Origin of the sequence: Microbispora sp. ZYX-F-249 (assembly GCF_039649665.1) — a bacterium.
In the GTDB taxonomy this organism is placed as follows: Bacteria; Actinomycetota; Actinomycetes; order Streptosporangiales; family Streptosporangiaceae; genus Microbispora; species Microbispora maris.
In genome coordinates this window covers 114,210-139,783 of the sequence record NZ_JBDJAW010000021.1, presented here as the reverse complement: position 1 = coordinate 139,783, position 25,574 = coordinate 114,210, and the positions used below count along the sequence as shown (strand labels likewise).

17 protein-coding genes are annotated in these 25,574 nt (G+C 71.5%); 6 read left to right on the top strand and 11 right to left on the bottom strand.

Features of this window, described 5'->3' with window-relative positions; translation table 11 throughout:
* Positions 1–89: 89 nt before the first annotated feature.
* Positions 90–1,958: a serine/threonine protein kinase gene (locus AAH991_RS24355; protein ID WP_346228214.1), complete on the bottom strand. Its 1,869-nt coding sequence runs from the start codon at positions 1,956–1,958 to the stop codon at positions 90–92.
* 54 nt (positions 1,959–2,012) lie between these two features.
* Positions 2,013–3,365, bottom strand: a complete 1,353-nt coding sequence (locus AAH991_RS24350; RefSeq protein ID WP_346228213.1) for an FAD-binding oxidoreductase — start codon at positions 3,363–3,365, stop codon at positions 2,013–2,015.
* Between the two features lie 197 nt (positions 3,366–3,562).
* On the opposite strand from AAH991_RS24350, the gene AAH991_RS24345 reads away from it, so the two are divergent.
* Positions 3,563–6,322, top strand: a complete 2,760-nt coding sequence (locus AAH991_RS24345) for an immune inhibitor A domain-containing protein (protein ID WP_346228212.1) — start codon at positions 3,563–3,565, stop codon at positions 6,320–6,322.
* Between the two features lie 103 nt (positions 6,323–6,425).
* Positions 6,426–7,355: a diacylglycerol/lipid kinase family protein gene (locus AAH991_RS24340; protein WP_346228211.1), complete on the top strand. Its 930-nt coding sequence runs from the start codon at positions 6,426–6,428 to the stop codon at positions 7,353–7,355.
* 46 nt (positions 7,356–7,401) lie between these two features.
* Here AAH991_RS24340 and AAH991_RS24335 read toward each other — a convergent pair whose 3' ends face one another.
* The 3 genes from AAH991_RS24335 to AAH991_RS24325 all read right to left on the bottom strand — a co-directional run bounded on the left by AAH991_RS24335 (position 7,402) and on the right by AAH991_RS24325 (position 12,497).
* The gene (locus AAH991_RS24335; RefSeq protein WP_346228210.1) at positions 7,402–8,361 is read right to left on the bottom strand and encodes an SWIM zinc finger family protein; all 960 of its coding nucleotides are present in this window, start codon (positions 8,359–8,361) and stop codon (positions 7,402–7,404) included.
* Complete coding sequence (locus tag AAH991_RS24330; protein ID WP_346228209.1) at positions 8,361–11,540, bottom strand: DEAD/DEAH box helicase; 3,180 nt, start codon at positions 11,538–11,540, stop codon at positions 8,361–8,363. The genes AAH991_RS24335 and AAH991_RS24330 overlap by 1 nt, the downstream gene beginning before the upstream one ends.
* 306 nt (positions 11,541–11,846) lie before the next feature.
* Positions 11,847–12,497, bottom strand: coding sequence for a TetR/AcrR family transcriptional regulator (locus AAH991_RS24325; protein WP_346228208.1), 651 nt, complete (start codon positions 12,495–12,497; stop codon positions 11,847–11,849).
* An 84-nt stretch (positions 12,498–12,581) separates the two neighbouring features.
* On the opposite strand from AAH991_RS24325, the gene AAH991_RS24320 reads away from it, so the two are divergent.
* The gene (locus tag AAH991_RS24320) at positions 12,582–13,733 is read left to right on the top strand and encodes an FAD-dependent monooxygenase (RefSeq protein ID WP_346228207.1); all 1,152 of its coding nucleotides are present in this window, start codon (positions 12,582–12,584) and stop codon (positions 13,731–13,733) included.
* 117 nt (positions 13,734–13,850) lie between these two features.
* Here AAH991_RS24320 and AAH991_RS24315 read toward each other — a convergent pair whose 3' ends face one another.
* From AAH991_RS24315 to AAH991_RS24305, 3 genes are read right to left on the bottom strand one after another with little or no spacing between them, the layout of a single operon-like run.
* Positions 13,851–14,618, bottom strand: a complete 768-nt coding sequence (locus AAH991_RS24315) for an FAD:protein FMN transferase (RefSeq protein ID WP_346228206.1) — start codon at positions 14,616–14,618, stop codon at positions 13,851–13,853.
* Entirely contained in the window at positions 14,615–15,277 is a 663-nt protein-coding gene (locus AAH991_RS24310) for an FMN-binding protein (protein WP_346228205.1), read from the bottom strand. Before AAH991_RS24310 ends, AAH991_RS24315 begins: the two co-directional genes overlap by 4 nt.
* A 22-nt stretch (positions 15,278–15,299) precedes the next feature.
* Positions 15,300–16,673, bottom strand: a complete 1,374-nt coding sequence (locus AAH991_RS24305) for a ferredoxin reductase family protein (RefSeq protein WP_346228204.1) — start codon at positions 16,671–16,673, stop codon at positions 15,300–15,302.
* 149 nt (positions 16,674–16,822) lie between these two features.
* Between AAH991_RS24305 and AAH991_RS24300 the strand changes: the two genes are divergently transcribed.
* The 3 genes from AAH991_RS24300 to AAH991_RS24290 all read left to right on the top strand — a co-directional run bounded on the left by AAH991_RS24300 (position 16,823) and on the right by AAH991_RS24290 (position 19,479).
* Positions 16,823–17,551 (top strand): response regulator transcription factor, encoded by a 729-nt coding sequence (locus AAH991_RS24300; RefSeq protein ID WP_346228203.1) that lies wholly within the window; start codon positions 16,823–16,825, stop codon positions 17,549–17,551.
* Positions 17,552–17,588: 37 nt separating this feature from the next.
* On the top strand, positions 17,589–19,082 hold the full coding sequence (locus AAH991_RS24295; protein ID WP_346228202.1) for a sensor histidine kinase: 1,494 nt from the start codon (positions 17,589–17,591) through the stop codon (positions 19,080–19,082).
* A 133-nt stretch (positions 19,083–19,215) separates the two neighbouring features.
* Positions 19,216–19,479, top strand: a complete 264-nt coding sequence (locus tag AAH991_RS24290) for a hypothetical protein (protein ID WP_346228201.1) — start codon at positions 19,216–19,218, stop codon at positions 19,477–19,479.
* A gap of 213 nt (positions 19,480–19,692) precedes the next feature.
* Here the strand turns inward: AAH991_RS24290 and AAH991_RS24285 are convergent, their stop codons facing one another.
* From AAH991_RS24285 to AAH991_RS24275, 3 genes are all read right to left on the bottom strand, one after another.
* On the bottom strand, positions 19,693–20,094 hold the full coding sequence (locus tag AAH991_RS24285) for a cellulose binding domain-containing protein (RefSeq protein ID WP_346228200.1): 402 nt from the start codon (positions 20,092–20,094) through the stop codon (positions 19,693–19,695).
* Between the two features lie 100 nt (positions 20,095–20,194).
* Positions 20,195–22,606, bottom strand: coding sequence for a glycoside hydrolase family 9 protein (locus AAH991_RS24280; RefSeq protein ID WP_346228199.1), 2,412 nt, complete (start codon positions 22,604–22,606; stop codon positions 20,195–20,197).
* A 154-nt stretch (positions 22,607–22,760) separates the two neighbouring features.
* Positions 22,761–25,238, bottom strand: coding sequence for a glycoside hydrolase family 48 protein (locus tag AAH991_RS24275; RefSeq protein ID WP_346228198.1), 2,478 nt, complete (start codon positions 25,236–25,238; stop codon positions 22,761–22,763).
* Positions 25,239–25,574 lie beyond the last annotated feature (336 nt).

Genomic DNA, 25,574 nt, shown 5'->3' with positions numbered 1-25,574 from the left:
CGAACCGAGTTCTGTCACGTGATGATCCTCCTGATGAGCCGTCGCCGCGTCAACGAGCCGGGCCCGGCCTCTCCCGTCCCGGCCGATCGTCAACCACAGTGCGACCATGAGCTGCTCCAGGCGGCGGTGCCGTAGCCGCCGCCCCAGATGACGCACTTGCCCTTGGCGGGCAGCCGGATCGGCCCGGCGTAGACCGTGTAGCTGCCGGAGTCGGTCTTCGACGACCCGTTCTGGACCTTCAGCACCGCGCTCATCTTGATCTTGCTGGACATGACGTACTTCGACAGGGTGATCACGCAGTTGTAGCCGTTGGACGCGTTGTAGAGCAGATACGTCGTCGCATTCCCGTAGGAATGCGAGTCGACGACGCCGTATCCGCTGCCGCACACGCCCTTGGCCGTGTAGGTGTTCAGCTTGGGCGCCGTGGTCTTCGTCGGGGTGGCCTTGGCCGTCGCGCTGGGCTTGGGCGCCGTGGTGGTCTTCGTCGGCGCCGGGGTCGCCTTGGTCGGCGCGGGGGTGGCCTTCGCGGGCGGAGGAGTGAGCTCGGCGGCGCCGGTGGGCTTGACGGTGGGCTTGGCGGTGGCTTTGGCCTGGGTGGGAGCCGCCTTGGAAGGCGACGGCTGCGCCTGACGGGGGCGCGTGGGGGTGACGGCCGGTTTCGCGCTCGGCTGGAGCCGTCGCGCCGAAGGGCTCGGCGAGGGCTTGCCGGGTTTGCGGCCGCTGTGGGTGACCAGCTCGGACGGCTGCGGGATGGGGATCTCCACGTCCTGGGACGGCGTCACCGCGGGCGTCACCGTGGGGCCGAGGGCGTCCTCGGAGGAGATCTGCTTGGCGGACACCCACGTCGGCACGAGGAAGGCCGCCGCCGCGAGGGCCGACACGCCGACCCCGGCCACCGCCCATGTCAGCACCGGCCGCCGCGGCCTCGTCCCGCCGGGGCCGGACCGGCGTGGTAGGGGCGGGACCGGCGCCCCCGCACCCCCCGGTCCGGATGGGGGTACGTGCGGTCCCGGCGCGTGGGGTCCGGGTGCGTGGGGTCCGGGTGCTTGATGTCCGGGTGCTTGATGTCCGGGTGCTTGATTTCCCGGTGTTTGGGGTCCCGGTGCCACGGCCTGCGGTGGGGGCGGCTGCGGCGCGGCGGCGGGCCGTACGGGCGCGGTGGGCTGTCCGGTGAGCCGCGCGACGACGTCCTCGGCCGAGGGGCGCAGGGCGGGGTCCTTCGACAGGCAGGCGGCGACGATGTCCCGCAGGGGCATCGCGAGATCGCCCAGGTCGGGCTGCGCGTGCAGGATCCGCGTGATGACCGAGGGGATCGTGTCCGCGCCGAAGGCGGGCCTGCCGGTGGCGGCGAACACCATCGTGACGCCCCAGGCGAACATGTCGGCCGCGGCGCCCGCGGTGCCGCCCGACAGCACCTCGGGGGCGAGGTAGGCGGGCGTTCCGATGGACGCGCCGGTCGCCGTGGCCTGCGGCGAGTCGGGCGCCCTGGCCACGCCGAAGTCGATGACGACCGGGCCCTCGGGGCCCATCAGGACGTTGGCCGGCTTGAAGTCGCGGTGGGTGATCCCCGCGCGGTGGATGGCGGCCAGGGCCGTCGCGGTGCTGATGGCGAGCCGTTCGAGCGCCGCGCCCCGGCGCGGTCCCTCCCGGTCCACGAGCTGCCGCAGCGACGGCCCGGACACGAACTCGCTGACGATGAACGGCTGGTTGCCCGCGAGGTCGGCGTACAGGACGGGGGCCGTGCAGAACGGCGCCACCCGCTGCGCGAGCGCGACCTCGCGCAGAAACCGCTCCCGAGCCTCCGGATCGGCCGTCAGCCGGGTGTGCAGCAACTTGACCGCGACCTGCTCGCCCGCCGGTCCCCGCCCGAGGAAGACGACCCCCTGGCCGCCCTCGCCGAGCCGGTCGACAAGAGTGAACGGGCCCAGGCGTGCCGGATCACCAGCCTCTAACGCCACAATCGCCCCCGATTACCACTACAACCTCACAATGGAGGCAAACGCTACCAGCGGTCAGATGGCTTTACCGGGGTTAAGGATGTTCAGTGGATCGAACACCTGCTTGATGCCCTGGTGGAGTTCGGCGGCCACCGGACCGGTCTCCAGTTCGAGCCAGCGCTTCTTCAGCAGGCCGACGCCGTGCTCGCCGGTCAGCGTCCCGCCGAGATCGAGCGCGGCGCGGAAGACCTCGTCGGCCGCGGCCCAGACCTCCGCCGGCGGCTCGGTGAGACCGCGGTCGAACACGAACACCGGGTGGACGTTGCCGTCCCCCGCGTGCGCGACCGTCGCGATCATGACCTTGTGCCGGACCGCGGCCTCCTCGATCGTTGTGATCATCTCGGGGAGCACCGAGCGGGGCACGCACACGTCCTCCACCAGGCACTGGCCCAGCCGCTCCTTGGCCTGGTAGGCCAGGCGCCTGAGGCCGATGAGCTCGGCCGCCTCCTCCGGGGTGGACGAGACCGCGACGAACGAGGCGGCCGCGCACAGGTCCGCCATCCGGGCCGCCATCTCGTCCGGCGGGCCCTCGGCCTGGGCGATCAGCATCGCCCTGGTGGACGGCTCGAGCCCGATGTTCTTCCAGTCGTCGATGGCCTGGAGGGTCGTGCGGTCCATCAGTTCGAGCAGCGACGGCTGGCAGCCCGCGGCGACGATCGCCGCCACGGCCGCGGCGGCGTCGCGCAGCGAGGTGAACTCGGCGGCGACCGTGGCCGTCTCGCGCGGCGCCGGCCGCAGCCGCAGCGTCGCGGCGGTGATCACGCCGAGCGTCCCCTCCGACCCCACGAACAGGCCGGTCAGGTCGTAGCCGGTCACGCCCTTCATCGTGCGCCGGCCGGTGGTGAGCACGCGGCCGTCGGCCAGCACGACCTCGAGCCCGAGCGTGGAGTCGCGGGTCACGCCGTACTTCACGCACCGCAGGCCGCCCGCGTTCGTCGCCAGGTTGCCGCCGATGGTCGAGATCTCGTACGACGAGGGGTCGGGGGCGTACATCAGGCCGTGCTCGCGGGCCGCCCGGTCGAGGTCGGCGGTGATGACGCCGGGCTCCACGACCGCGATCTCGTCCTGCGGCGACAGCTCGCGGATCGCGGTCATCCGTGCGAGCGACAGGACGACGCAGCCGTCGGCGGCGATCGCTCCGCCGGCGAGCCCGGTGCCCGCGCCGCGCGGGACCACCGGCACGCGGTGCTCGCTCGCCCAGCGCATCGTGGCCACGACGTCGTCGCGCGACTGCGCCAGGACCACTCCGAGCGGCCTGCCCGGCGGCACGAACGTGCGGTCGCCGGCGTACGCGCCGGTGACGTCGGGATCGGTGAGGACACGCCCGTCCGGCAGTGCAGCGGCGAGCGCGGAGGTCAGCTCGGTCACGTCTGGACTTTACGGCACGGTTCGGTATCGGGTCTCATCCGGAATTATTAACGGTTTTCGGTACAGATCACATTTTGACAACCATATCGGCCGCCTCTTTACCCTGCCTTTACCCCCTCGTTTAAGGTCCCGCATGCGCGCTCATCCCGGCGCGCCGTGCATGGGTGTCCGGGGAACCCGGACGGGAAGGGATCTCGTTGTCCAGAAGAATCCGGCGTCTCGCCGCGATCGTGCCCGCGCTCGGGCTGGCGGCAGGAGGTCTGGCTGCGGCCGGTGCGGCTGCGGCGCCCACGGCGGGCTATCAGCCCTCCGCCAAGGACCACTACATCAACTACGCGCCGCCGCGTGTGCAGGGCGACTTCACCACCACCGAGGAGAAGGTCCCCGCCAAGGGCGCCAAGCGGACGGCCGCGCTGGCGCGGGCCGTCGACCAGAAGTTCGCGAGCGGCAACCCGGTCGCGGCGCGTGTGCTGGCCAAGCACGAGAAGCAGGCGATCAGAACCGGGAAGAACCCCTTCGACTTCATCTACAAGAAGGCGAAGACGACCCGCACCGCGAAGCTGCTCACGCTGCTGGTCGAGTTCAACGAGCAGGCCAACGACGACTTCTCGGGCTGGTCGCACCCGAGGACGATCGACGACGTCGACGACTGCGTCACCGAGCCGCCCGGCACGAAGCTGAACGGGCCGCTGCACAACACGATCCCCAACCCCGCGACCGCCGCCGGTGGGGGCAAGGACAACAACTCGATGTGGGTGGCGGACTTCAACACCGCCCACTACAACGACATGCTCTACAGCTCGAAGGGGATCACGACCCGGGTCCGTCCGGACCTGAAGGATCCCCGGGACGGCAAGAAGGGCATCGACATCTCCGGCTACACCATGAAGAACATGTACGAGGAGATGTCGAAGGGCGCCTACACCGTCACCGGTGAGGCCGTCGGCTGGCTGAAGGTGCCGCACTCCGAGGCGTGGTACGGCGCGGGCAAGTGCCACACCTACCCGCAGGACATGACCGGCCACCCGGACAACCCGCGCGGCGCCGCCCAGCTCGCGGTCGACGCGGTGGACGCGCTCGTGAAGTCGAACCCGAACTTCCCGTGGGCGGACTACGACGTCGAGGACGTCTCCGACGCGGACGGCGACGGCAACTTCGACGAGCCCGACGGCGTCGTCGACCACCTCGTGCTGATCCACGCCGGTGAGGACAAGTCGGGCGGCGGCGGCAACGAGGGCACGATGGCCCTGTGGGCCCACTCCAGCGACGTCGCCGGCGGCTACACGGTCCCGGGCACCAGCATCAAGATCTCCAACTACATCCTCCAGCCGGAGGACTCCGGCGTGGGCGTGTTCGCCCACGAGTACGGCCACGACCTCGGCCTGCCGGACCTGTACGACACCACCGGCGAGGGCGACTCCGACGTCGACTTCTGGGACCTGATGTCGAGCGGCTCGCACTCCGGGCCGATCTTCCAGTCGATGCCGACCCACATGGGCCTGTGGGACAAGTGGGTGCTCGGCTGGGCCAACCCGAAGGTCATCGAGCAGGGCGGCAAGTCCCAGCTCGTCGCGGTCGGCCAGACCTCGCGCACGCCGAAGGGCACCGAGGACGGCGTCCGGATCAACCTGCCGGACAAGCTGAACATCATGTCCACCCCGCACAGCGGGGCGAACATGTGGTGGTCCAACAGCGACCAGGACTGGGCCGACAACAAGCTGGCCAGGACCCTCGACGTCCCGGCCGGGTCGGACGTGAAGTTCCGGTGGTGGAGCGACTGGGACATCGAGGCCGACTGGGACTACGGCTTCTTCGAGGTCTCCGCCGACGGCGGCGCCACCTGGACCGAGCAGAAGGTCTTCAACGAGGACGGCAGCCTCGCCAGCACCGGTGACGACTACACCGACCCCAACGGCCGCCTGAAGGACTACGGCGGCAAGAAGTACGGCGTCACCGGGGTCAGCGCCGGCTGGCAGCACCTGTACGTCGACCTGGCGCCGTTCGCCGGGAAGTCCGTCCAGATCCGCCTGCGCATCGCCACCGACGCGGCGTCCGTGCACCGCGGCTGGTTCAACGACGACTTCTCGCTGACCAACGGCGCCACCGCGGTCTGGTCCGACGACGTCGAGGGCGGCGCCAACGGCTGGACGGCCGTCAAGGGCACGTTCACCGACACCACCGGCGGGGGCTGGATCATCCACTCCGGTCAGGAGCAGGCGGCGCAGTACTACCTGGCCGAGTGGCGCAACTTCGACGGGTTCGACAAGGGCCTGCAGTACGCCTACGACACGACCTGGCTGCGCGACGGCGCGTGGAAGGTCGAGAAGGTCAAGTACAACGCTCCCGGCCTGCTCGTCTGGTACCGCGACACCTCCCGCGCCAACAACGACGTCGCGGGCACCGCGTTCGACATGCCGTCGGTGGGCCCGAAGGGTGAGCTCCTCATCGTGGACTCGCACTTCGACCCGCTGCGCCGTACGGGCGTCGCCGCGGAGAAGGACCCGAGCGTCCTGAAGAATCTCCCGTCCCGCCCGCAGTCGTCCAACGCGGCGTTCAACTTCGTCGGCACCTACCCGTTCAAGGAGTGCGTCGAGGGCGAGCCGTTCACCGAGTACTGCACCTCGTTCGGCAAGCAGGCCGCGGTCACGGCGTTCACGGACGCCAAGGGCTGGTACCCCGGCCTGGAGATCCACGACGACGGCAGCCTCTACTACCGCCAGCGTGACTCCTCGGCCGTCGTCCCGTCCAAGGACAACCAGCCGTACACGACGAGGATCGTGAACGCGGACGGCACTCCGGCGAAGGACCTGTACGGCACCGACCTCGGCGACGGCGTCATCCTCGGCACCGGCAACCCCGGCGACGAGGGCAAGCAGCTCGGCGTGCAGATCTCGCTGGTCAGCCCGCTGCCGTCGGACATGGGCGCGCTCGTGAAGATCACGCCCGCCAAGAAGTAACACCGCCTCCCGGCGGTCCCCCGTGCCCGGCCGCCGTCCGTCACCGGACGGCCGCCGGGCACACTCATGCGCGCCCGCGCCCGGCGGCCCCTAGCATGTGAGCGTGCGGAGCAAGGCGGATCACACGGCTGCCATCCACCGGGAGCGGCGGGCCGCCGTCGTCGTGAACACGAAATCGCGGCGAGGCCGCCGCCGCTACGCCGAGGTGGTGCGGCTGCTGCAGGACCGGGACTTCCGGCTCACCGGCGTCCACCCGGTCACCGACCCGTCCCGGCTGCGCGACGTGATCACCCGGGCGCTCGAGCCGCAGCCCGATCTGCTCGTGGTCGGCGGCGGCGACGGCACGCTGAGCAGCTCGGTCAAGCACGTGGCCGGCCGCGACGTCGCCCTCGGCGTGCTGCCGCTGGGCACCACCAACAACTTCGCCCGCAGTCTCGGGCTGCCGCTCGACCTCGCCGGGGCGGTCGGCGTGTTCACCGACGGCAAGGTGGCCGACATCGACCTCGGTGTCTGCGGCGACCGGCCCTTCGCCAACCTCGCGAGCTTCGGCGTCTCGGTCGAGGTGGCGGGCACCGTCAGGCCGTGGCTCAAGCGGTTGCTCGGCCGGGCGGCCTACCCGCTGACCGCGCTCACCATCCTGCCCGGGCACCGGCCGTTCCGCGCGTACATCACGGTGGACGGCAAACGCCACGAGCTGCTGACCCACCAGCTCAACATCGCCAACGGCCGCTTCCACGGCGGGTGGCAGATCGCCAGGGACGTCAGCATCGACAACCGCAAGCTGGTGGCCTACCAGCTCGGCTCGGGCAAGCGGCTGCGGCTGCTGGGGGAGACGCTCGTCCGGGCGACCACCGGCAGGTGGACCAGCCTCGCGGGCGGGCCGTTCGTCACCGGCCAGGAGATGCTGCTGGAGACCGAGCCGCCCATGGCCGCCGACATCGACGGCGAGGTGCGGTTGCGCACCCCGCTCGTGCTCAGGACCATCCCGAACGGCGTCCGCGTGATGGTCCCGCAGAGCTTCGAGGACACCTGATCTCTACAGGGTCGTCTCCCGTGACCTCTCCGGCCCACCGCGGCCGCTACGGCGGAAAATCACGGGACGCTTCCTCGGCATCCTCGTTCTCCCCTGCCGCGAAGGCGCGGTACGCCGGCCGCAGCAGGTCGAGGAGCGGAATGTGCCTGGCCTTGACCTTCGGCGGGTCCAGCGCGCGCAGCAGCAGGTCGGGATGACCCTCGGGGCCGGGCGGCGGGGCGAGGCGGGCCGCCGAGGCGCCCGGCTCGTAGAAGTCGCCGAGCCGTTCGGCGAACGGGACGTCGGCCACGTCGGGAACCCCAGGCGGCCCGGCCTCGCCCTCGATCGCGCTCCCGGTCTCGCCGCCGGTCGGGCTTCCGGTCTCGCCGCCGGTCGGGCTTCCGGGCTCGCCGCCGGTCGCGGTTTCGGTCTCGCCGCCGGTCCGGCGCAGCGCGTCGAGCAGGGCGTCCCTGGCCATGCCCCGCCAGGCCAGCACCCGGAACGGGTCGTCGTCGAACGCCTCGGCCAGCAGGTACAGCACCGCCGACAGGTGCTTGCACGGGAAGCCCCAGTCGGGACAGGAACAGGCCATGTCCAGCCCGCGCTCCCCGGGGAAAAGCGGCAGCCCGCATCCGGCGAAGACGTCCTCGATCTCCGGCGGCATCTCCCCCGCGAGCAGCTTGGCCCGGTGGAGGGCCTGCGCGGCCAGCGCCTCGACCAGCCCCGCCCACTCCCGCTCGCCGTACGCCGTGATGCGCACGCTCACGTCGTACGGCTCCGGGCGCGACCCCTGCACCCTGGCCTTCGCCAGCCCGGGACCGAGGTCGAGGTCGAGCACCTGGCCGCGCCGGGCGTACGCACGGCCCCGGCTCAGCCGGCCCGGGTCGCAGACGCGCTCCAGGATGTCGATGAACCGCCGCGACCACCACTGCTCGCCGATGGATCCGCGCTTCGAGCGCGCCCTGATGCCGCCCTCGACCTTGATGGGCCGCGCGGCCTCGAACCACCCGTCCCTGCCGACCGGCATCAGCTCACCGCCTCGGGCGACAGGCGGAACAGCTCGCGCAGCTCCGCCGTGGACAGCCCGGCGATCCAGTCCTCGCCCGTCCCGACGACGCTGTCGGCCAGGGCCTTCTTGCGCTCGATCATCTCGTCGATCCGCTCCTCCAGTGTCCCGGCGCAGACGAACTTCCTGACCTGCACATTCCTCGTCTGCCCGATGCGGAAGGCCCGGTCGGTCGCCTGGTCCTCCACAGCCGGGTTCCACCACCGGTCCACATGGATCACGTGGTTCGCCGCGGTCAGGTTGAGCCCGGTCCCCGCGGCCTTGAGCGACAGCAGGAACAGCACGGGCTCGTCCGCGGTCTGGAACCGCTCCACCAGCGCGTCGCGGGTCTTCTTCGGCAGGCCGCCGTGCAGCCACAGCACCGGGCGGTCGAGGTGCGCCGCCAGATAGGGCTGCAGCATCGAGCCGAACTCGGCGTACTGCGTGAAGACCAGCGCCTTGTCGCCCTCGCTCACGATCTCTTCGGCCAGCTCCTCCAGCCGGGCCAGCTTGCCGGAGCGGCCGGCCAGCCGGGAGCCGTCCTTGAGCAGGTGGGCCGGGTGGTTGCAGACCTGTTTGAGCTTGGCCATCGCGGCCAGGACGTTGCCGCGCCGCTCGATGCCCTCGCTGCCGGAGATCTTGCCGATCATGTCCTCGACCACCGCCTGGTAGAGGCTGGCCTGCTCCGGCGTGAGCGTGCACCAGACCTTCATCTCCAGCTTGTCCGGCAGGTCGGAAATGATCGTCTTGTCGGTTTTGAGCCGCCGCAGGACGAAGGGGCCGGTGGCCCGTTTGAGCGCGGCGGTCGCGGTCTCGTCGCCGTGCCGTTCGATCGGCTCCTGGTAGCGGTCGCGGAAGGCACGGGCCGATCCGAGCAGGCCGGGGTTGCAGAACTCCATGATCGACCACAGCTCGGCCAGGTGGTTCTCCACCGGGGTGCCGGTCAGCGCCAGCCTCGTCCGCGCCGGGAGCGAGCGCACCGCCTGGGCCTGCCCGGCCGCGGCGTTCTTGATCGCCTGGGCCTCGTCGCAGACGACCCTGGCCCAGGTGAACCCGGCGAGGGCGTCGCGGTCGCGCAGGGCCGTGCCGTACGTCGTGAGGACGAGGTCGGCCCCGGCGACCCGCGCGGCCAGTTCCTCGCCGCGCAGGCGGCCGGCGCCGTGGTGGAGATAGACGTCCAGCGACGGCGCGAACCGGGCGGCCTCCTTCTGCCAGTTGGTGAGCAGCGACATCGGGCACACCAGCAGCGTCGCCCCGGCCCGCTCGCCCGACTCCCGTTCCTTCGTCAGGAGCGAGAGCGTCTGGGCCGTCTTGCCCAAGCCCATGTCGTCCGCGAGGATGCCGCCGAGCCCGATTCGGGACATGAAATCGAGCCAGGCCAGGCCGCGCTCCTGGTAGGGCCGCAGCGTGCCGTGGAAGGCGGCCGGGGTCGCGACGGGCTCGAGACGGCGGTCGGCCTCGCCGGACAGCAGATCGCCGAGCAGTCCGTCGGCGTCCACCTCGACGAGCGGCAGCTCGTCGTCCCCTCCGTGGACCACCTCCTGGATGACCTCGCCGACCGTCATCTGCCCCGACCCGCGTCGCTCCACCGCCTTCAGCGCCGCCCCGAGCTGCCGGGCGTCCAGCTCGACCCACTGCCCCCGCAGCCGGACCAGCGGCACTTTCAGCCGGGCCAGCTCGGCCAGCTCCGTCGCGCTGATCGTCTCGTCGCCGACGGCCAGCTCGGCCCGGAAGTCGACGAGCTGCGCCAGCCCGAACCCCTGACCGGCGGCCGCGCCGGGCCCGGAGCGCGACCGGGCGGTGAGCTTCAGGCCGAGCCGGGTGCGGCCGGCCCAGGCGGGCAGTTGCACGCCGAACCCGGCCGACTGCAGAAGCGGCGCGGCGTGGCGGAGGAAGTGGAAGGCTCCCGTGGCGTCCAGGCTCAGGTGCGCCGGCCTGGCCTCCCGCAGCGCGTCGTCGATCTTCGAGTACAGGCGGGCCGCCCGGCCCAGGCCGGCGAGCAGCGTCTCGTCCGGACGCCCGGGCAGGCCGGACATGGTCTCGCCCGCCCAGACGAGGGGAGCGGGCAGGTACAGGCTCGGGTCCTCGGCCGACTGAAGGGCGAACTCCACCCGCCAGCCTCCGGCGTCCGGCGGGGCCGTCGCCCCCGCTTCCGCCGGGGGATCGGCGCCTGCTCCGGCCGAACCCCGAGCTGCGGCCGCGGCCGGCTCGACCGGCATCTCCTGGCCCGCGGGCGCCTCCGGGCCAGGGGGCTCCTCGGCCGGGAGAGGCTCGACGAGACGGAAGCACACCTTGACCGGGCCGTCGAGCTGCTGGGCGGCCCTGAACCACTCCTCCAGCGGCCGGGCCAGCGTCTCCGCTTCCTGTTCGCGCACTCCGGGAAGGGCCGCCGTGTCGCCGGTGAGCGCCACCGTCCAGCGGTCGGCCAGGGGACCGCGCCGCCCGGGACGGTGCCCGCCCAGCAGACGCTCGGGCAGAGCCTGCCGTACGGCGGCGTCGGCCAAGGCCGTCAGCGCCTCGTTCAGGACCCGCGCCGAGGGCCGCTCCTCGCCGACGGCCCGGCAGACCGGGGGCATGGCGGCGGCCAGCTCCCGGAAGCGCGCGGCGTGGGGACCGGTCAGGACGGGCCGCCAGCGCGCGGCGTAGCCGCCGTCCTCGGTGACGAGCTGAGGCAGCACCCGGCCGTGCCGCACCAAACCGCGGGCGTGGGCGGCGACGACCGCGAGATAACGCAGGGACGGCCCGGGGAGAATGTCGGCGAGACGATCCTCCGGCTCCGGCGACTCCATCGGAGGGCGGACCGCCTCGTCGAGCGTGGTCAGCAGGCGCATCGCCGCACCCGCGTCGACCAGCAGCGCGGGCACCCGCCACGGACGTATCCTCGGGCGGCGCGCGGTGATCCGCAGGCCGGTCTCCGGGGAAGGCAGGGGACTCGTCGCCGAACTCGGCAGCAGCAGCACGGCTTCGCCGGACACGGCCTTGCCCGCCGCCTCGGCCGCCGCGTCTCCCCAGCGCGGCAGCTCCGCGGCCAGCGTGCTCGCCGGGACGGCGAAGGGGTGGGGGCGCACCTCGGCGCGGGAGGCCACCGGCTCCGCGCCGGCCGAGTCCTCCGCCCAGAGCACGAGCCGCCCGCCGTTCCAGGCGGCGTGGATCACGACCACTGCGCCTCCTTCACCCGGAGCACGAGCCGCCCGCCGTTCCAGGCGGCGTGGATCACGACCACTGCGCCTCCTTCACCCGGAGCACGAGCCGCCCGCTGCCGCAGGCCGTGTGGATCACGAGCACACCGTCTCCTCCCGCCAACTCGGAACGCTAGCAGCGGCGAGGGAGCTTCCCGGCCGCTCCCGCCGTCGCCTGTGGACAACGCTCCGCGCGCCCGGCCGGAGCGGGACGGGGTCAGGCGCCGCGGCCCCGCTCGGGCCGGGCATGGTGGTATCCCCCGCCGGAGGCTCGTCGTCGGGCCGGCGTCACTGCGCGGGCGGGAGCCGTACGGCGGTGTAGTGGCGCAGATCGTCCTCGTCGAGCGGAGTTCCGGGGAGGGGCGATCCCGCGTCGGCGCGCAGGCCGTCCAGCACGATCTCCACCACGCGTCCCATGGCCTGCTCGTTGTGCATGCCCGGCGGCGTGTACACGTTCAGGGTCATCAACAGGGCGACGTCGCCGGGGCCGATGTCGGCGCGCAGCGCGCCGTCCGCCTGTGCCCGTTCGATCATCCGCAGGACGGCGGCGATCACCCGCTGCCGCATCTCGTGCAGGTCCGGGCCGACGCGCAACCGCTGGTGCAGGTGCGGTTCGAGCTTCGCCGGCAGCACGCCCAGCCGCAGGGCCACCGAGCCGCGCAGGAAACGGCACAACGCGTGCCAGGCGTCCGGTTCCTCGCGCCAGGACGTCTCCGCCAGGTCGACGAGGCGGCGCAGGCTCTCCTCGCCCACCGCCCGCAGAAGCGCGTCCCGGTCCGGGAAGCGGCGGTAGAGCGTGCCGACGCCCACGCCGGCCCGGCGGGCGACCTCCTCCAGCGGCACGTCGACGCCCTGCTCCAGGAACAGCTCCTGGGCCGCGGCGACGATCAGGTCCCGGTTGCGGCGCGCGTCGGCGCGCAGCCCCTTCTCCACTGCCACCTCACGAAGGATATGGACGATTTTCCTCCGGTTAGGATACCGTCGTTTATGCGGAGGAAATTCTTCCGGTTAGTGGGGTACGACATGAGCACAGTGCTGATCTCGGGGGCCGGGATCGCGGGCCCGACGCTGGCCTACTGGCTGGCGAGGCACGGATTCCGGGTCACGGTCGTGGAACGCGGGGGAGAGCCCCGGTCCAGCGGCAACCCGGTGGACGTCAGAGGCCCGGCCGTCCCGGTCGCACAACAGATGGGCGTCATGCCCCGGCTGCGCCGGGCCGCCACCGGCACGACGGGCGTCAGCTTCGTCGACGCGGCCGGCAGGCGGGCCGGCCGGATGGACATGCGCGCCGTGCAGCGGCCGGACGAGGTCGAGGTGCCGCGCGGCGACCTCGCGTCGATCCTGTACGAGGCGAGCCGCGACCACGCCGAGTTCCTCTTCGACGACTCCATCACGGCGCTCGGCCAGGACGGGCACGGGGTGGACGTCACCTTCGAGCGCGCCGCACCCCGCCGCTTCGACCTGGTGATCGGAGCCGACGGCCTGCACTCGGTGACGCGGCGCCTGACGTTCGGCCAGGAGGAGGGGACATCGCAGAGCGGACTCGTGCGCCACATGGGCCTGTACGTCGCGACGACGCCGCTCGCCGACGGGGCGGCCGGAGCGGGCCGGGACATCATCATGCACAACACGCCCGGCAAGGCGATCGCCGTCAACCCGCGGCCCGCGGGCGCGTTCTTCCTCTACCGCAGCCCGGCGGCGCCGGAGTTCGACCACCACGACACCGAGCAGCACAAGCGGATGCTGATCGACGCCTTCAAGGACGTGTCCTGGCGGGCGCCGGAACTGCTCGAACAGGTGCGCGCAGCCGACGACCTCTACTTCGACTCCGTCAGCCAGGTGCGCCTGCCACGGTGGTCGAAGGGCCGCGTCGCGCTCCTCGGCGACGCCGCGTCCTGCGTGTCGCTGTTCGGGGACGGTTCCACCCTGGCCATGGTGGGGGCGTTCACCCTCGCGGAGGCGCTGGCCGCCCACTCCGGCGATCCCGTGGCGGCCTTCCGGCGGTACGAGGCGGCACACCGGCGCCTGGTGGACCCCAAGCAGCGCAACGTCGCGCAGGCGTCGGCGCTTCTGGTCCCCGCGACGCGAGGCGGCATCCTCGCCAGGAACCTGGCCACCCGCCTCTGGCCCGCCATGGCCGCCGCCACGCGGCTCAAGCACGCTCTCGCGGGGTGAGTGAGGGCGGGGTGAGTGAGGGCGGGGTGAGTGAGGGCGGGGTGAGTGAAGGCGGGGTGAGTGAAGGCGTGGTGTCGGCGGACCCGGCCGGCCGCGCCGGCCGCGGGCCGGGCTCGGTCAGAGGCCGGAGGTGTGCCAGGTCGCGCCGGCGGCGGTGACGGCGAAGGCCTCGTAGCCGTCCAGTTCCTCCACCCATTCCCTGGCCGCGCCGCCCATGGCGAGGGCTCCTGTGGCGTACGCGTCCGCGAGGGCGAGGTCCGGGCCGATGACCGTCACCGAGGCCAGCTCGGTGGCGGGCCGGCCGGTGTGGGGGTCGACGACGTGCGCCCCGCGCTCGGCCGTGCCCGAGGTCGCCACCGCGAGGTCGCGGCCCGACACCACGGCGGCGAGGTCCCCCGGGCGGAGCGGGTGGGCGACGCCGACCCGCCAGGTACGGCCGGGGGCCGCCGCGCCGGACAGCCGCACGTCTCCGCCGCCGTTCACACAGTGGTCGGGCAGGCCCGCCTCGCGCAGGATGGCGGAGGCCCGGTCGACCGCCCAGCCCTTGACGATGGCCGAGGGATCGAGGCGGCCTCCGGGATAGGCGGTGAAGTAGCCGTGGGACAGGCGGCTCACCGATTCGCACATGCGGAGGATGTCCGTCACCTCGGGCGGGCAGTCGGCCAGGGTGATCTCGCCCCGGCCCAACCGGCTGACGGGGCTGCCGGGCTTGTAGGTCGAGAACACCTCGTCGACGTGGTGCAGCCAGGCCACCGCCTCCGCCAGGGCCGCCGTGACGAGCGGCCCGGCCTCGTCGTCGCGGCGCCCGTCGAAGGGGCGCCCGCCGAGGGGACGTACGTCGAAGGAGAACACCGTGCCCATCACGTGCTCGGCGTGGCGTGTCACAGGCCCGCCTTGTCGAGCGCGCTCTGCAGCGAGCGGATGTAGCCGTCGCTGGTGTAGGTGGCGCCGGAGACCGTGTCGATCCGCGCGGACTGCGCCGACAGCGCCTGCTCGTTCAGGATCGGCAGCGCCTCGTTGTTGATCCTGATGTCGCGGTGGTTGCTCGCCGGGGCGTCGAGCACCTTGACGCCGGCCATCTTCCCACCGGAGATCACGATCGCGACCCGCACCGGTCCCCAGCGGGTGTCGGCGGAGTCGCCGGTGACGGTCTTCTCGCCGCTGGTGGCGCCCGCGGTGGCACCCGGCCCGGTCCAGGAACCCGTGAGATCCGAGGAACCCGTGAGGTCGGAGGAACCCGGGGCGCCGGCGGCGCCGGAGGAACCGGAACCGGAGGAACCCGAGGAGCCCCCGCCGACGCGGCCCCCGTCCCCGTCGTCGAACTCCCCGTCGTCGAACTCGTCGTCGTGGTCGTCGTCGTGGTCGCGGTCACGGCCGGAGAAGCCGTCGCCGGGGCCCTCCCCGCGCTCGCCCGTCGCTCCGGCATCGCCCTGGGCGACGGCGGCGGGGCGCTGGGCCGGCGCCGTCATCTCGTGGGGCTTGAACGACAGCAGCAGCACGAGACCGACGGCGGTCGCGAGCACGGCCAATATGGCTCTGCGCATGGCACTTCCTATCGGGAAACGGTCAGAACTCGAACGACTCGTGGTGGACGCGGGATCTCGGCACCCCGGCGGCCCGCAGGGCGGAGATGACGGCGCTCGTCATCTCGGCGGGCCCGCAGACGTACGCCTCGTGGTCGGCAAGGTCCGGCACCAGCCCGGCGAGCGTCGCGGGCGTGAACGGGTCGCCGATCAGGGACCGGGGGCCGACGCAGTAGTGCAGGGTGGCGCCGCGGGCCGCGGTGATCTCCTCGAGCTCGGCGCGGAACACCAGGTCCCGTTCGTCGCGCACGCGGTAGAGGAGGGTCAGGTCGCCGGGGGCGGCGGGCACCGACTCGAACAGCGCGCGCAGCGGGGTGATGCCGACGCCGCCCGCGACGAGCAGCACCTTGCGCGCCCTGCGGGACTTCACGGTGAACGCGCCGTACGGGCCCTCGGCGATCACCCGGGTGCCGGGCCGCAGGCGGGCCAGAGAGCGGCTCTGGTCGCCCAGGTCCTTCACCGTGATCCGCAGTTCGCCCGTGCCGGGCGGGGCGGACAGTGAGTACGGGTTGGGGGACCACCACAGGTCCCTGGTGAGGAACCGCCAGCGGAAGAACTGGCCGGGTTCGGCCCGCAGCCGGTCCAGACGCCGCCCGGTCACGTACACGGAGACGACCCCGGGGGTCTCCGGCACCACCCGCGAGACCCTCAGCCGGTGCCGTACGGCCAGCCGCGCGGGCGTCAGGAGGCGGTACCACACGAGCAGCGCCGCGACGCCGAGGTAGAGGACGTACCAGGAGGTGCGGGCGACCGGGGCCACGGCGAACTCCGCGCCCGTGGCGAGCTGGTGCCCGAAGGCCAGCCACGCGGCCAGGTAGGTGTAGAAGTGCAGGTGGAACCACGTCTCGTAGCGCAGTTTCGGGCGGATCCTGCGCGCCGAGACGACGCCGACGCCCACCAGGAGCAGCAGCGCGACGGTGGCCTTAAGCACGTCGGGATAGGTGAGGTTGAGCGTCACCGTCTCGCTCACGACGCCGGTGCGGTCGGTCAGCGCGTAGCCCCAGATGATCAACAGCATGTGCGCCACCGACAGGCCGACGACGTAGCGGCCGCCCGTCGAGTGCCACCGGGCGAGCCGGTCGGAGCCGACGCCGCGCTCCAGCGCGGGGATCCGGGCCATCAGCGCCAGCAGCACGGCGATCGCGTATCCGGCGAGCAGTCCGGTGACGCGGCCGGCGTTCGCCAGATATTCGCCCGGACCCGCGATGCCGGGCGTGCCGGCCCACCACATGCCGATGACCGCGACCGCGCCCGCGGCGATGAGCGCCAGGACGGCCTCGGGGCGGGCGCGTACGCGCCGCGGCGGCGCATGCACGTGCCCTGTCGTCACCGCTCTCCCGGGGTGGGTGGTGGTCACGGGTGCCTCCTCATGGTCATCACGTGGCACACCGTGCCAACCGAACCTCTCGTTTTCCTATGAACCGGGGCATTTGCGGATCATTCATAGGATTCTCTGAGGTGGCTCACAGGGCACGCCCGGTGAGCGGGGAGGACGCTTGACCCATCATGCGTAAGACTTCGAACGACCAGCCCGGCCTGGTCCGCCCCGATGGAACCCCCGTACGCGTCCTCGTGGTCGACGACGAACCGGACCTCGTCGAGGTCCTCGGCGCGGTGCTGAAATACGAGGGCTGGGAGGTGCGCACGGCGGCCGACGGGACGTCGGCGGTGAAGGAGGCACGGGAGTTCCAGCCCGACGCGGTGCTGCTGGACATCATGCTGCCGGACTTCGACGGGCTGGAGGTGCTTCGCCGCCTGCGTGCCGAGGCCCCGGATGTGTGCGTGCTGTTCCTGACCGCGCGTGACGCCGTCGAGGACCGCATCGCGGGCATCACCGCGGGCGGTGACGACTACGTGACCAAGCCGTTCAGCCTGGAGGAGGTGCTCGCCCGGCTGCGCGGGCTGCTGCGCCGGGCCGGCATGGCGCGCAGTGCCGAGGGCGACCGGCTGGTGGTGGGCGATCTGGTGATGGACGAGGACGCCCGCGAGGTGACCCGCGACGGCGAGCTGGTCGAGCTCACGCCGACCGAGTTCGAGCTGCTGCGCTTCCTCATGCGCAACCCCCGGCGGGTGCTCAGCAAGGCGCAGATCCTCGACCGCGTCTGGTCGTACGACTTCGGCGGGCAGGCGCACGTGGTCGAGCTGTACATCAGCTATCTGCGCAAGAAGATCGACGCCGGCCGGCGGCCGCTGATCCACACGGTGCGGGGCGTGGGATACGTCCTGCGGCCGTGACAGGGCCGTCGTGACAGGCCGTCGTGACAGGGCCGGCGTGACAGGGCCGCCGCGGCCGGGGACGCCGCGTACGCGCCGCCTCCACCTGATGCCGCACACGCTGCGGGCCCGCCTGGTGGTGGGCACACTGGTGCTGCTCGTGCTCGCCTGCGCCGCGGCGGGGGCCGCCTCGTCCCTCCTGCTCGAACGGTTCATGGTGGAACGACTCGACCAGCAGCTGTCGATGACGGCCGGGCGGTTCGCGGAGAGCCTGGCCCACGAGGAACGCGAGGAGCACGAGCACGGATACCCGCGCAACCCGTACGGCGAGCGCGGGGACTCGCGCGGGCAGGCGCCCGGCACGCTGGGCGTGCTCGTGCGGGACGGCCGGGTGGGGGCGCCGGCGGTCGTGGGCGGGGCCGACCCGGTCCTGTCGGCCGCGGACGAGAGGTCGCTGGCCGCCGTGCCCGCCGACGGGCTCGGGCGCACGATGGACCTGTCCTCGGGAGGCCTCGGCCACTATCGGGTCATGGCCGTCGGCAACGACGAGGGGGAGGTGCTCGTCACCGGCCTGCCGCTGAAGGACGTGCGGGTCACCGTCCGGCGCCTGCAGATGGCCGAGATCGGGGTGTTCGCCGTCGTCGTGCTCGTGACCGGGATCGCCGGGGCCGTGTGGGTGAGGCTGTCGCTGCGCCCGCTGGACCGGGTCGCGGCCACGGCCCGGCGCGTGGCCCGCCTGCCGCTGGCCGACGGCGAGGTCGCGTTGCCCGACGGGGTGCCCGACGAGGACCCCCGCACCGAGATCGGCCAGGTGGGGGAGGCGTTCAACCGCATGCTCGGCCACGTGGGGCGGGCCCTCGCCCACCGCCATGCCAGCGAGCAGCGGATGCGCACCTTCGCCGGCGACGCCAGCCACGAGCTGCGCACCCCGCTCGCCACCGTCCGCGCCCACGTCCAGCTCGCCCGCCGCGACGAGGCGGCCGTCCCCGACGCCGTACGGCACGCCCTGGAACGCATCGACGCCGAGTCGGCCCGCATGGGCACGCTCGTGGACGATCTGCTGCTGCTGACCCGGCTCGACGCCGGCCGCCCGCTGGCGCGCGAGGAGGTCGACCTGACCCGCCTGGCCATCGACGCCACCGGCGACGCCCGCGCCTACGGGCCCGACCACCGCTGGCGGCTCGACCTGCCGGAGGAGCCCGTCATCGTGCCCGGGGACCCCGACCGGCTCCACCAGGTGGTGGCCAACCTGCTGGGCAACGCCCGCGCGCACACCCCGCCCGGTACGACCGTCACCGTCGCCTTGCGTCTCCCGGGGCCGGACGGGGTCGAGCTGACCGTGACCGACGACGGCCCCGGCATTCCCGAGGACCTGCAGGGCGAGATCTTCGAACGGTTCGTCCGCGCCGACAAGGCCCGTGCCCGCGCCTCGGGCGGCAGCGGCCTGGGGCTCGCGATCGTCAGGGCGGTGGTGGCGGCCCACGGCGGCACCGTCGACCTGGAGAGCCGGCCCGGCCGCACGGCGTTCCGCGTCATGCTGCCCCTCGCGTGACATCGTGCTGTCCTCGGCCCTCTGTTCGAGGGGGTGCCGTGAAACAAATGTTGCATATGAGGAATACTTAGACGTTGGGGGGGCAGGGGGGTCTTTCTGAGCGGAGGTCCCTCCGCGACAAGAGAGGTGTGCAATGACCGCGACCGCTACCGAGCGCCGCAGTACTGACGGGCTTCCCCACCCTTGGCCGGATGACCGCTACGAGGTCAGGTGCGACAGGGAGAGCCCGTTCACCGGTAGCCGTGACCGCTACCACTATGCCAAGAACGCCGTGGAGTCCGCCAAGGCGCTGGAGAGAGCGGGGCTCGCCCGCCGTGTGGTGGTCGTCAGACTGGCGGACGAGACCGTCATCTACGACCGCGTCGGCGACGTGAACCTGCCTCCCGAGTCGTGGTGATCGGTATGGCGCCGTGTGATCCGTCCGGTCGCGTGCGGTTCGTATAACGGGAAAAGACGATCCCCCGGGAGTGTGTCCCGGGGGATCGTCCGTGTCCGGCCCAGGCGGGCCATACCCGCCCCGCTGGGGAGTGTGCGGTCTTGTGGGCGACCCGCGCGGAGCCGGAAGTCGTCAGTGCGCGGCCGGCGGATCCGGCCCTCCCACGCGTGCGGGTCAGGCGGGCGTGCAGGTCACGCCGGGAGCTCTGCCGCCGCCCCCGCTGGTCATGAGGCCGAAGACGGTCGAGCCGCCTATCGGGATGTCGCCGTTGTAGCTCTCGTTGCCGAACGCGTAGACGCCCGGCAGGCCGATCACCGGGAGTGACACGGCTCCCCCGACCTGGGTGACGACGGTGCCGTCGGTGTAACGCCACGACACACGCCAGCCCTTGATCGCCGATGACCCGCTGTTGTGCACGGTCACCTGTGCGAGCGCGCCCTGGCTCTGCGAACCACCCCACACAGTGGTGATCGTGTAGGTCGCCGTGCAGCCGAGCGAATCCGCGGCGGCCGGAGCGGCCGCGATCCCGGTGGACGCCAGGACCAGTGCTGCCGCGGTGATCGCTTTTCTGATCATCGATCTCCCTTTCTCGGCGCTTACTTGGATGCCCGCCTCCCCCAGAGAGGGGTCCATCTGGGGAAGGCGGGCGACTGGGGGCGAGCCCGGGAGCGGAGGGCTACGCGGGGGTGCAGGTGAGGGCCGGCGGGGCGGTGCCCGAGCCGTTGCCGGTGAAGCCGAAGCTCGTGGTGGCCCCGGAGCCCAGGCTGCCGTTCCAGGACAGGTTCTTCACCGTGACGTTCGACCCGCTCTGGCTGACGGTGCCGCTCCACAGCTGGGAGACGGTCTGGCCGTTCGGGAACGACCACCCCACCGTCCACCCGGAGATGGCCGTGCTACCGGAGTTGCGTACGGTGACGTCCGCCTGGAAGCCGCCCTGCCACGAGTTGGTGACCTTGTACGTGGCGGTGCACGCCTTGCCGGTGACGGGCGACGCGCTGGGCGACGGCGAGGGCGACAGCGGCGGTTCGCACGGGCTGCCGCCGTTCGCCGGCGGGCACGTCGGCGTCGGCGACGGGCTGGGCGACGGTGACGGAGAGACCGACGGGCTGGGCGACGGCGACGGGGACGGGGACGGGGAGACCGACGGGCTGGGGGACGGGGACGCCTCGGTGCCCGGCGCGTTGCCCCAGATCCTGGTGGACCCCGAGTACAGCGTCATGTTCTGCACCGTCACGGGCGTGGACGGCGTGGTGGACACCCCGGTGTACGACCAGTCGTTGGACGGGTCCCAGCTGCCCGCGCTGGCGATGCGGAACTGCACCTCACGCCGCGACTCCGACTGACCCTGCGGCGCGATGGTCTGCTCCGAGCAGTCGATCGTGACGTAGTAGACCTTGCCGGAGAACTGCGTCGGCCCGGTCGGCGGCTTGCACTGGTTGTAGTTCGCCGTCAGGGTGATCTGGCTCGGCGTGGTGTCGCCGTCGAGGGTGAAGTAGTAGCGGAACGACCCGTCGGTCAGCGCGCGGGCGGGCCAGGCCGAGTGGTTGTAGACCATGGTCTTGATCTCGGTGAAGTTCTGCCCCGTGGCGTTGAGCGCCGCCTGGAGGTAGATCTCCGGGCCGTCGGGGGTCTCCGCGACCGGGAAGTTCGCCAGCGGGGTGCCGCCGTACTCCTTGTACAGCCGCGCCACCGCACTGGTGAAGCCGGCGTTGTAGTCGGTGGCGACCTCGTTCATCACGTAGTCGGCCCGGCTGTCGGTGTAGGCGTCGTCGGGCGACTTGGGGCCGCCGACGAGCGCGCCGTACAGGATGTGCCGGCTCTGCGCGGGCTCGCCGTTGAGGTTGTTGGTCCAGGTGCCGTGCGCGGTCCGGTGATGCGGGTTGCGCGGCGGGTTGTTCCCGAAACCGACCACGTACGACGACTTGCGCGGGTTGTCGCCGAGCGCGTAGTCGATCTGGCGGACGGCGAAGTCGTGGTAGCGGGCCTTGCGCGTGGCGTCGGTCAGCCAGTCGCTGTAGACGAGCGCGACGAAGGCGGTGTTGGCGGCGTAGCGCAGCGAGCCCCACGTGTCGAGCACGGCCTGGCCGCCGGGGGAGTAGTTCACCTTCTGGCCGTTGACGCCGACCGTCCACCAGTCGAGCCAGCGGTTGGCGTCGTCGGCGTACTGCTGCTTGCCGGTCAGCTTCGCCAGCAGCGCGTAGCAGCCGTACGACTTGTCGTCCCAGGCGATCGTCCACTTGTACGACTTGGTCGTCGACTGCGGCTCGGTGCCGAGGTTGGCGTAGTACGACTCGGCCTTGGCGAGGTAGGAGGCGTCCTGGGTGGCGCGGTAGAGCCAGATGGCGCCCCACACCAGTTCGTCGTTGTACCCGCTCCAGGACTTGTAGAAGTTCGCCGCGTCGGTGATGCAGTCGCTGTACTTGCCCCGCACGGTGTCGGCGAAGGAGTACAGCTGCTTGGCGTGGGTGAGGAGCTTGTCGGCGTACGTGGGGTCGGTGGGCCGGAAGACCATGGAGGAGGCCGCCATCGCGGCCGCGGTCTCACCGGCGAGGTCGGACCCGCCGCACGAGGAGTCGATCTTGTACGAGGGCCTGCTCATCGGCAGCACCTCGGCCGGCCCCCACCAGGCGTGGTCGGGGTTGCCGCTGCCGACCTGCCCGTACAGCACGTTGGGGGAGGGATGCGCCTTGACGAAGTAGTCGTTGACGAAGCGCAGGTTGTTCAGCAGGTAGGTGAGCTGGCCCGAGGACGCGTAGGCGTCGCGGTACTCGACCGCGCCCCACGCGAGCATCGTGGTGCTCGCCGCCATCGGCAGGCCGAACTTGACGTGGTCGCCGGCGTCGAACCAGCCGCCGGTCAGGTCGAGCCCGACGTCCTTGCCGTCGTTCAGCGCCGAGTCGCCGCGCCAGGTGACGCGGTTGGTGGACGGCAGCTTGCCGGACTGCTGGGCCTCGTAGAAGAACAGCGACTTCTGCAACGCCTCGCCGTAGTTGTAGGCGGGGGCGGCGGAAGCCGAGGTGGGGACCGCGGCAGGGACGACCGCGGTGGAGAGGATCAGCGCCGCCAGTGCCGGGAACGTACGCCGCATGGAGATGTGCCTCACATAGGTGGGGGGGTCGGGGGCGCGGCGGCGGGTCAGGCGCCGCCGCGCCCCGGCTTACTCGGTCGTGTCCCGCCGGGACACTTCCTTGGGGTGCGGTGAAGGGTCAGGCGACACCGCACCCCGGCTCACGGGGACCCGCTCAGCCGTTGGGGAAGAGCAGGCCGTACTGTCCGAGCGCGGTCGCGACGTCCGTCTGCGCCCAGAAGCGGTGGTAGCGGAAGACCGGGGCCGATCCGCCGTTCAGGTACGACTGGACCTTCGGCCAGTCCGGGTCGTTCTTGAGGAAGGACCGGATGGAGATGAAGGTCGAGTTGCTGTTGATCGGGTCGCCGTTCGGCATCTTGCCGGTCCAGCCGGACGGGACGTAGATCGGGTCGTCGATGCGGTTGTAGTCGGCCTTGGTCTCGTTGACCGACACGCCCTTGGCGTCCTGGTTGTTCTTCCAGATGCCGTCGAGCAGGGCCTTCGCCGTGCTCTTGGCCTGGGCGTTGCCCGACTTGGCCGCGTAGAACATCAGGACCTTGGCGTACGAGCCGGCCACGCCGACGTCGTCGGTGTAGTCCTGGATGGTCACGTGGAGGCCGGTGTTGGCCGGGGGCATGCCGGTGCCGCTGAAGCTGGCGTCCGGCTGGCCGGTCCACCTCAGTGTCGAAGGCATCCGGAAGGTGCCGTCGGCGTTGATCGTGGTGCCGGACAGCGCCCAGGTGACCCACTTGTCGAGGATCGCCTTGGCGTCGGTGTTGCCCGTGGCGTAGTAGAGCTCGGCCACGCGCTCCATCGACCACGCCTGGAAGCCGAACCACTGGTTGGACGGCGGGTCGTGGTAGACCGGCTGCCAGTCGTAGGCCATGCCGAAGAACTTCGGCAGGCCGGACGGCGGGCTGGCGTAGTGGCCCTGCCAGCTGTTGGTCGCGCCGCCGGCGATGCCGCCCTCGGCCGACTGCAGCCACTTGTAGAACTGCAGCTGGCGGGTGAGGCTGGTCGACCAGTCGGTGACGGCGGTCGAACCCTTGGGCTTCAGCGAGTTGACGTTCGACAGCACCCAGGCCGCCATCGGGTTCTGGTAGCCCGAGTGGTTGTGGCTGGAGCCGATGCGCCAGGCCCAGCCGGCCGACGTGTCGGTCGCGCCGCCCCAGGCGTAGTACCACGACAGCAGGTAGTTCGAGGAGTTCTTGCCGGTGCCCGCCGGGCACGAGGTGCTGGTGCAGTTGGGCTGCTTGAAGTACTTGTCGTACATCGCGTAGCGCAGGAAGTCACCCATCTTCGCCGCGTTGGCGACGGAGGTGGAGATCTGCGACTGCTTGCCCTGCTCGGTCGCCCAGGTCAGCGCCCAGTAGGCGGCCTGGACGGCGCGGGCGTCGGCGTCCGGCGCGTTGGTGTACTTCCACTGCTTGGCGTAGTTGCTGTCGCCGGTGAACAGGTCGAGGTACCCGTTCGGGCCGCCGAACTTGAAGGTGTCGCACGACGGCTGCGGAATCGTCTCGAAGACCGACTCCTCGGGGCCGCGCTGGTAGGTGTTGATGTACGCCGGCTTGGTGGTGCCGTCGCCGCAGCGGCCGTAGCCGTAGACGTTGTCGACGTCCAGCAGCCAGTGCATGCCGTAGACGTCGGAGGTGCCGTAGGCGCTCTTCAGCTCGTTGGCGATGGGGTCGCTGCCGACGCTGACGCTGCTGTCGAGCCTCGACGGGTACCCGCTGATGTCGTCCCACTCACCCGCGTACGTCGCCGGCTTGCTCGGGTCGTACTTGTCGTTGGTGGGCTGGTCGGCGTGCGACGGGATGATGTACTTCTCCATCGACTGCCACGCCGTGTTGAACTTCGACCAGTCACCGGTGACCTTGCCGTACATGGCTTCCAGCCACAGGTAGTAGCTGTACGCCTCGGACGTGGTCTCGTGGCCGTGGTCCGGCGCCTCCACGAGGAACGTCTCGACCGAGTGGTACGGCACGCCCTGCGGCGAGAAGTACCCGTTGGCCGGGTCGTGGATCTTGTTGTACATCGTCAGGAAGTTCTGGACGTACTGGTTGTCCGTGCCCGGGGTGGGGCTCGTCGACGGCGACACGCCGGGCGACGGCGACACGTCGGCCGAGGGCGACACGACGGGCGAGGGCGACGGTGAGGGCGACGGCGATGGGGACGGCGACGGGCTCACGGGCGGGGAGGGGCTCACGACCGCCCCACAGGTCACCCCGTTGATGGAGAACGAGGCGGGCTTGTTGTTGCTGCCGGTCCACGTTCCCTGGAACCCGATGTTGGTCGACGCACCGGTGCCGAGGTTGCCGTTCCAGGACATGTTCGTGGCCGTGACGGTGGTGCCGCTCTGGCTCCAGTTGGCCGACCAGCCGTTCGACAGCCGCTGCCCGTTGGGGAAGGTGAACCGGAGCGTCCAGCTGTTGACCGGGTCGCCCAGGTTCTTGATGTCCAGGCTGGCCGTGAAGCCGCCCGAGCCGGAACCCCAGGAGTTGAGCGCGTACTGGACGTCGCAGGACACGGCGGCGGACGCGGGAGTCTGCGCCAGCCCGACGAGGAGGCCGCCGCCCACGGTGGCGGCCGCCAGCAGGGCCAGCGGTTTCCGCGATCGTGGGAGCGCTCCCGTACTAAGAGCTCTCGTTCTCATTTTTGGAGGGTCTCCAAAGTGGGTTGGGGGTGGGAGCATCGGATGAAGAAATCCCAGGTAGCGGATTTCACGGCCGATGCGGGCAAGGGTGAATCTGAACCGGTAGGATGGGAGCGCTCCCACAACAGGATTGTGGATTGGGCCCCCCGTATGTCAATGACAGGTTGCCGACGCCTCACCCGGTGACCTCGCCGCGCGGTGAGCCGGGGCCCCTTGCTGGTCTTTTGCCCCTCCCTGACAGATGTGGCGAGATTTCATAACTGAAACTTTCATCTGTAACGGCCTGGCCGTTCGGCCCGCCGAGGCCGGTGGTTAGGGCTCTCGGCTGCGGGTAGG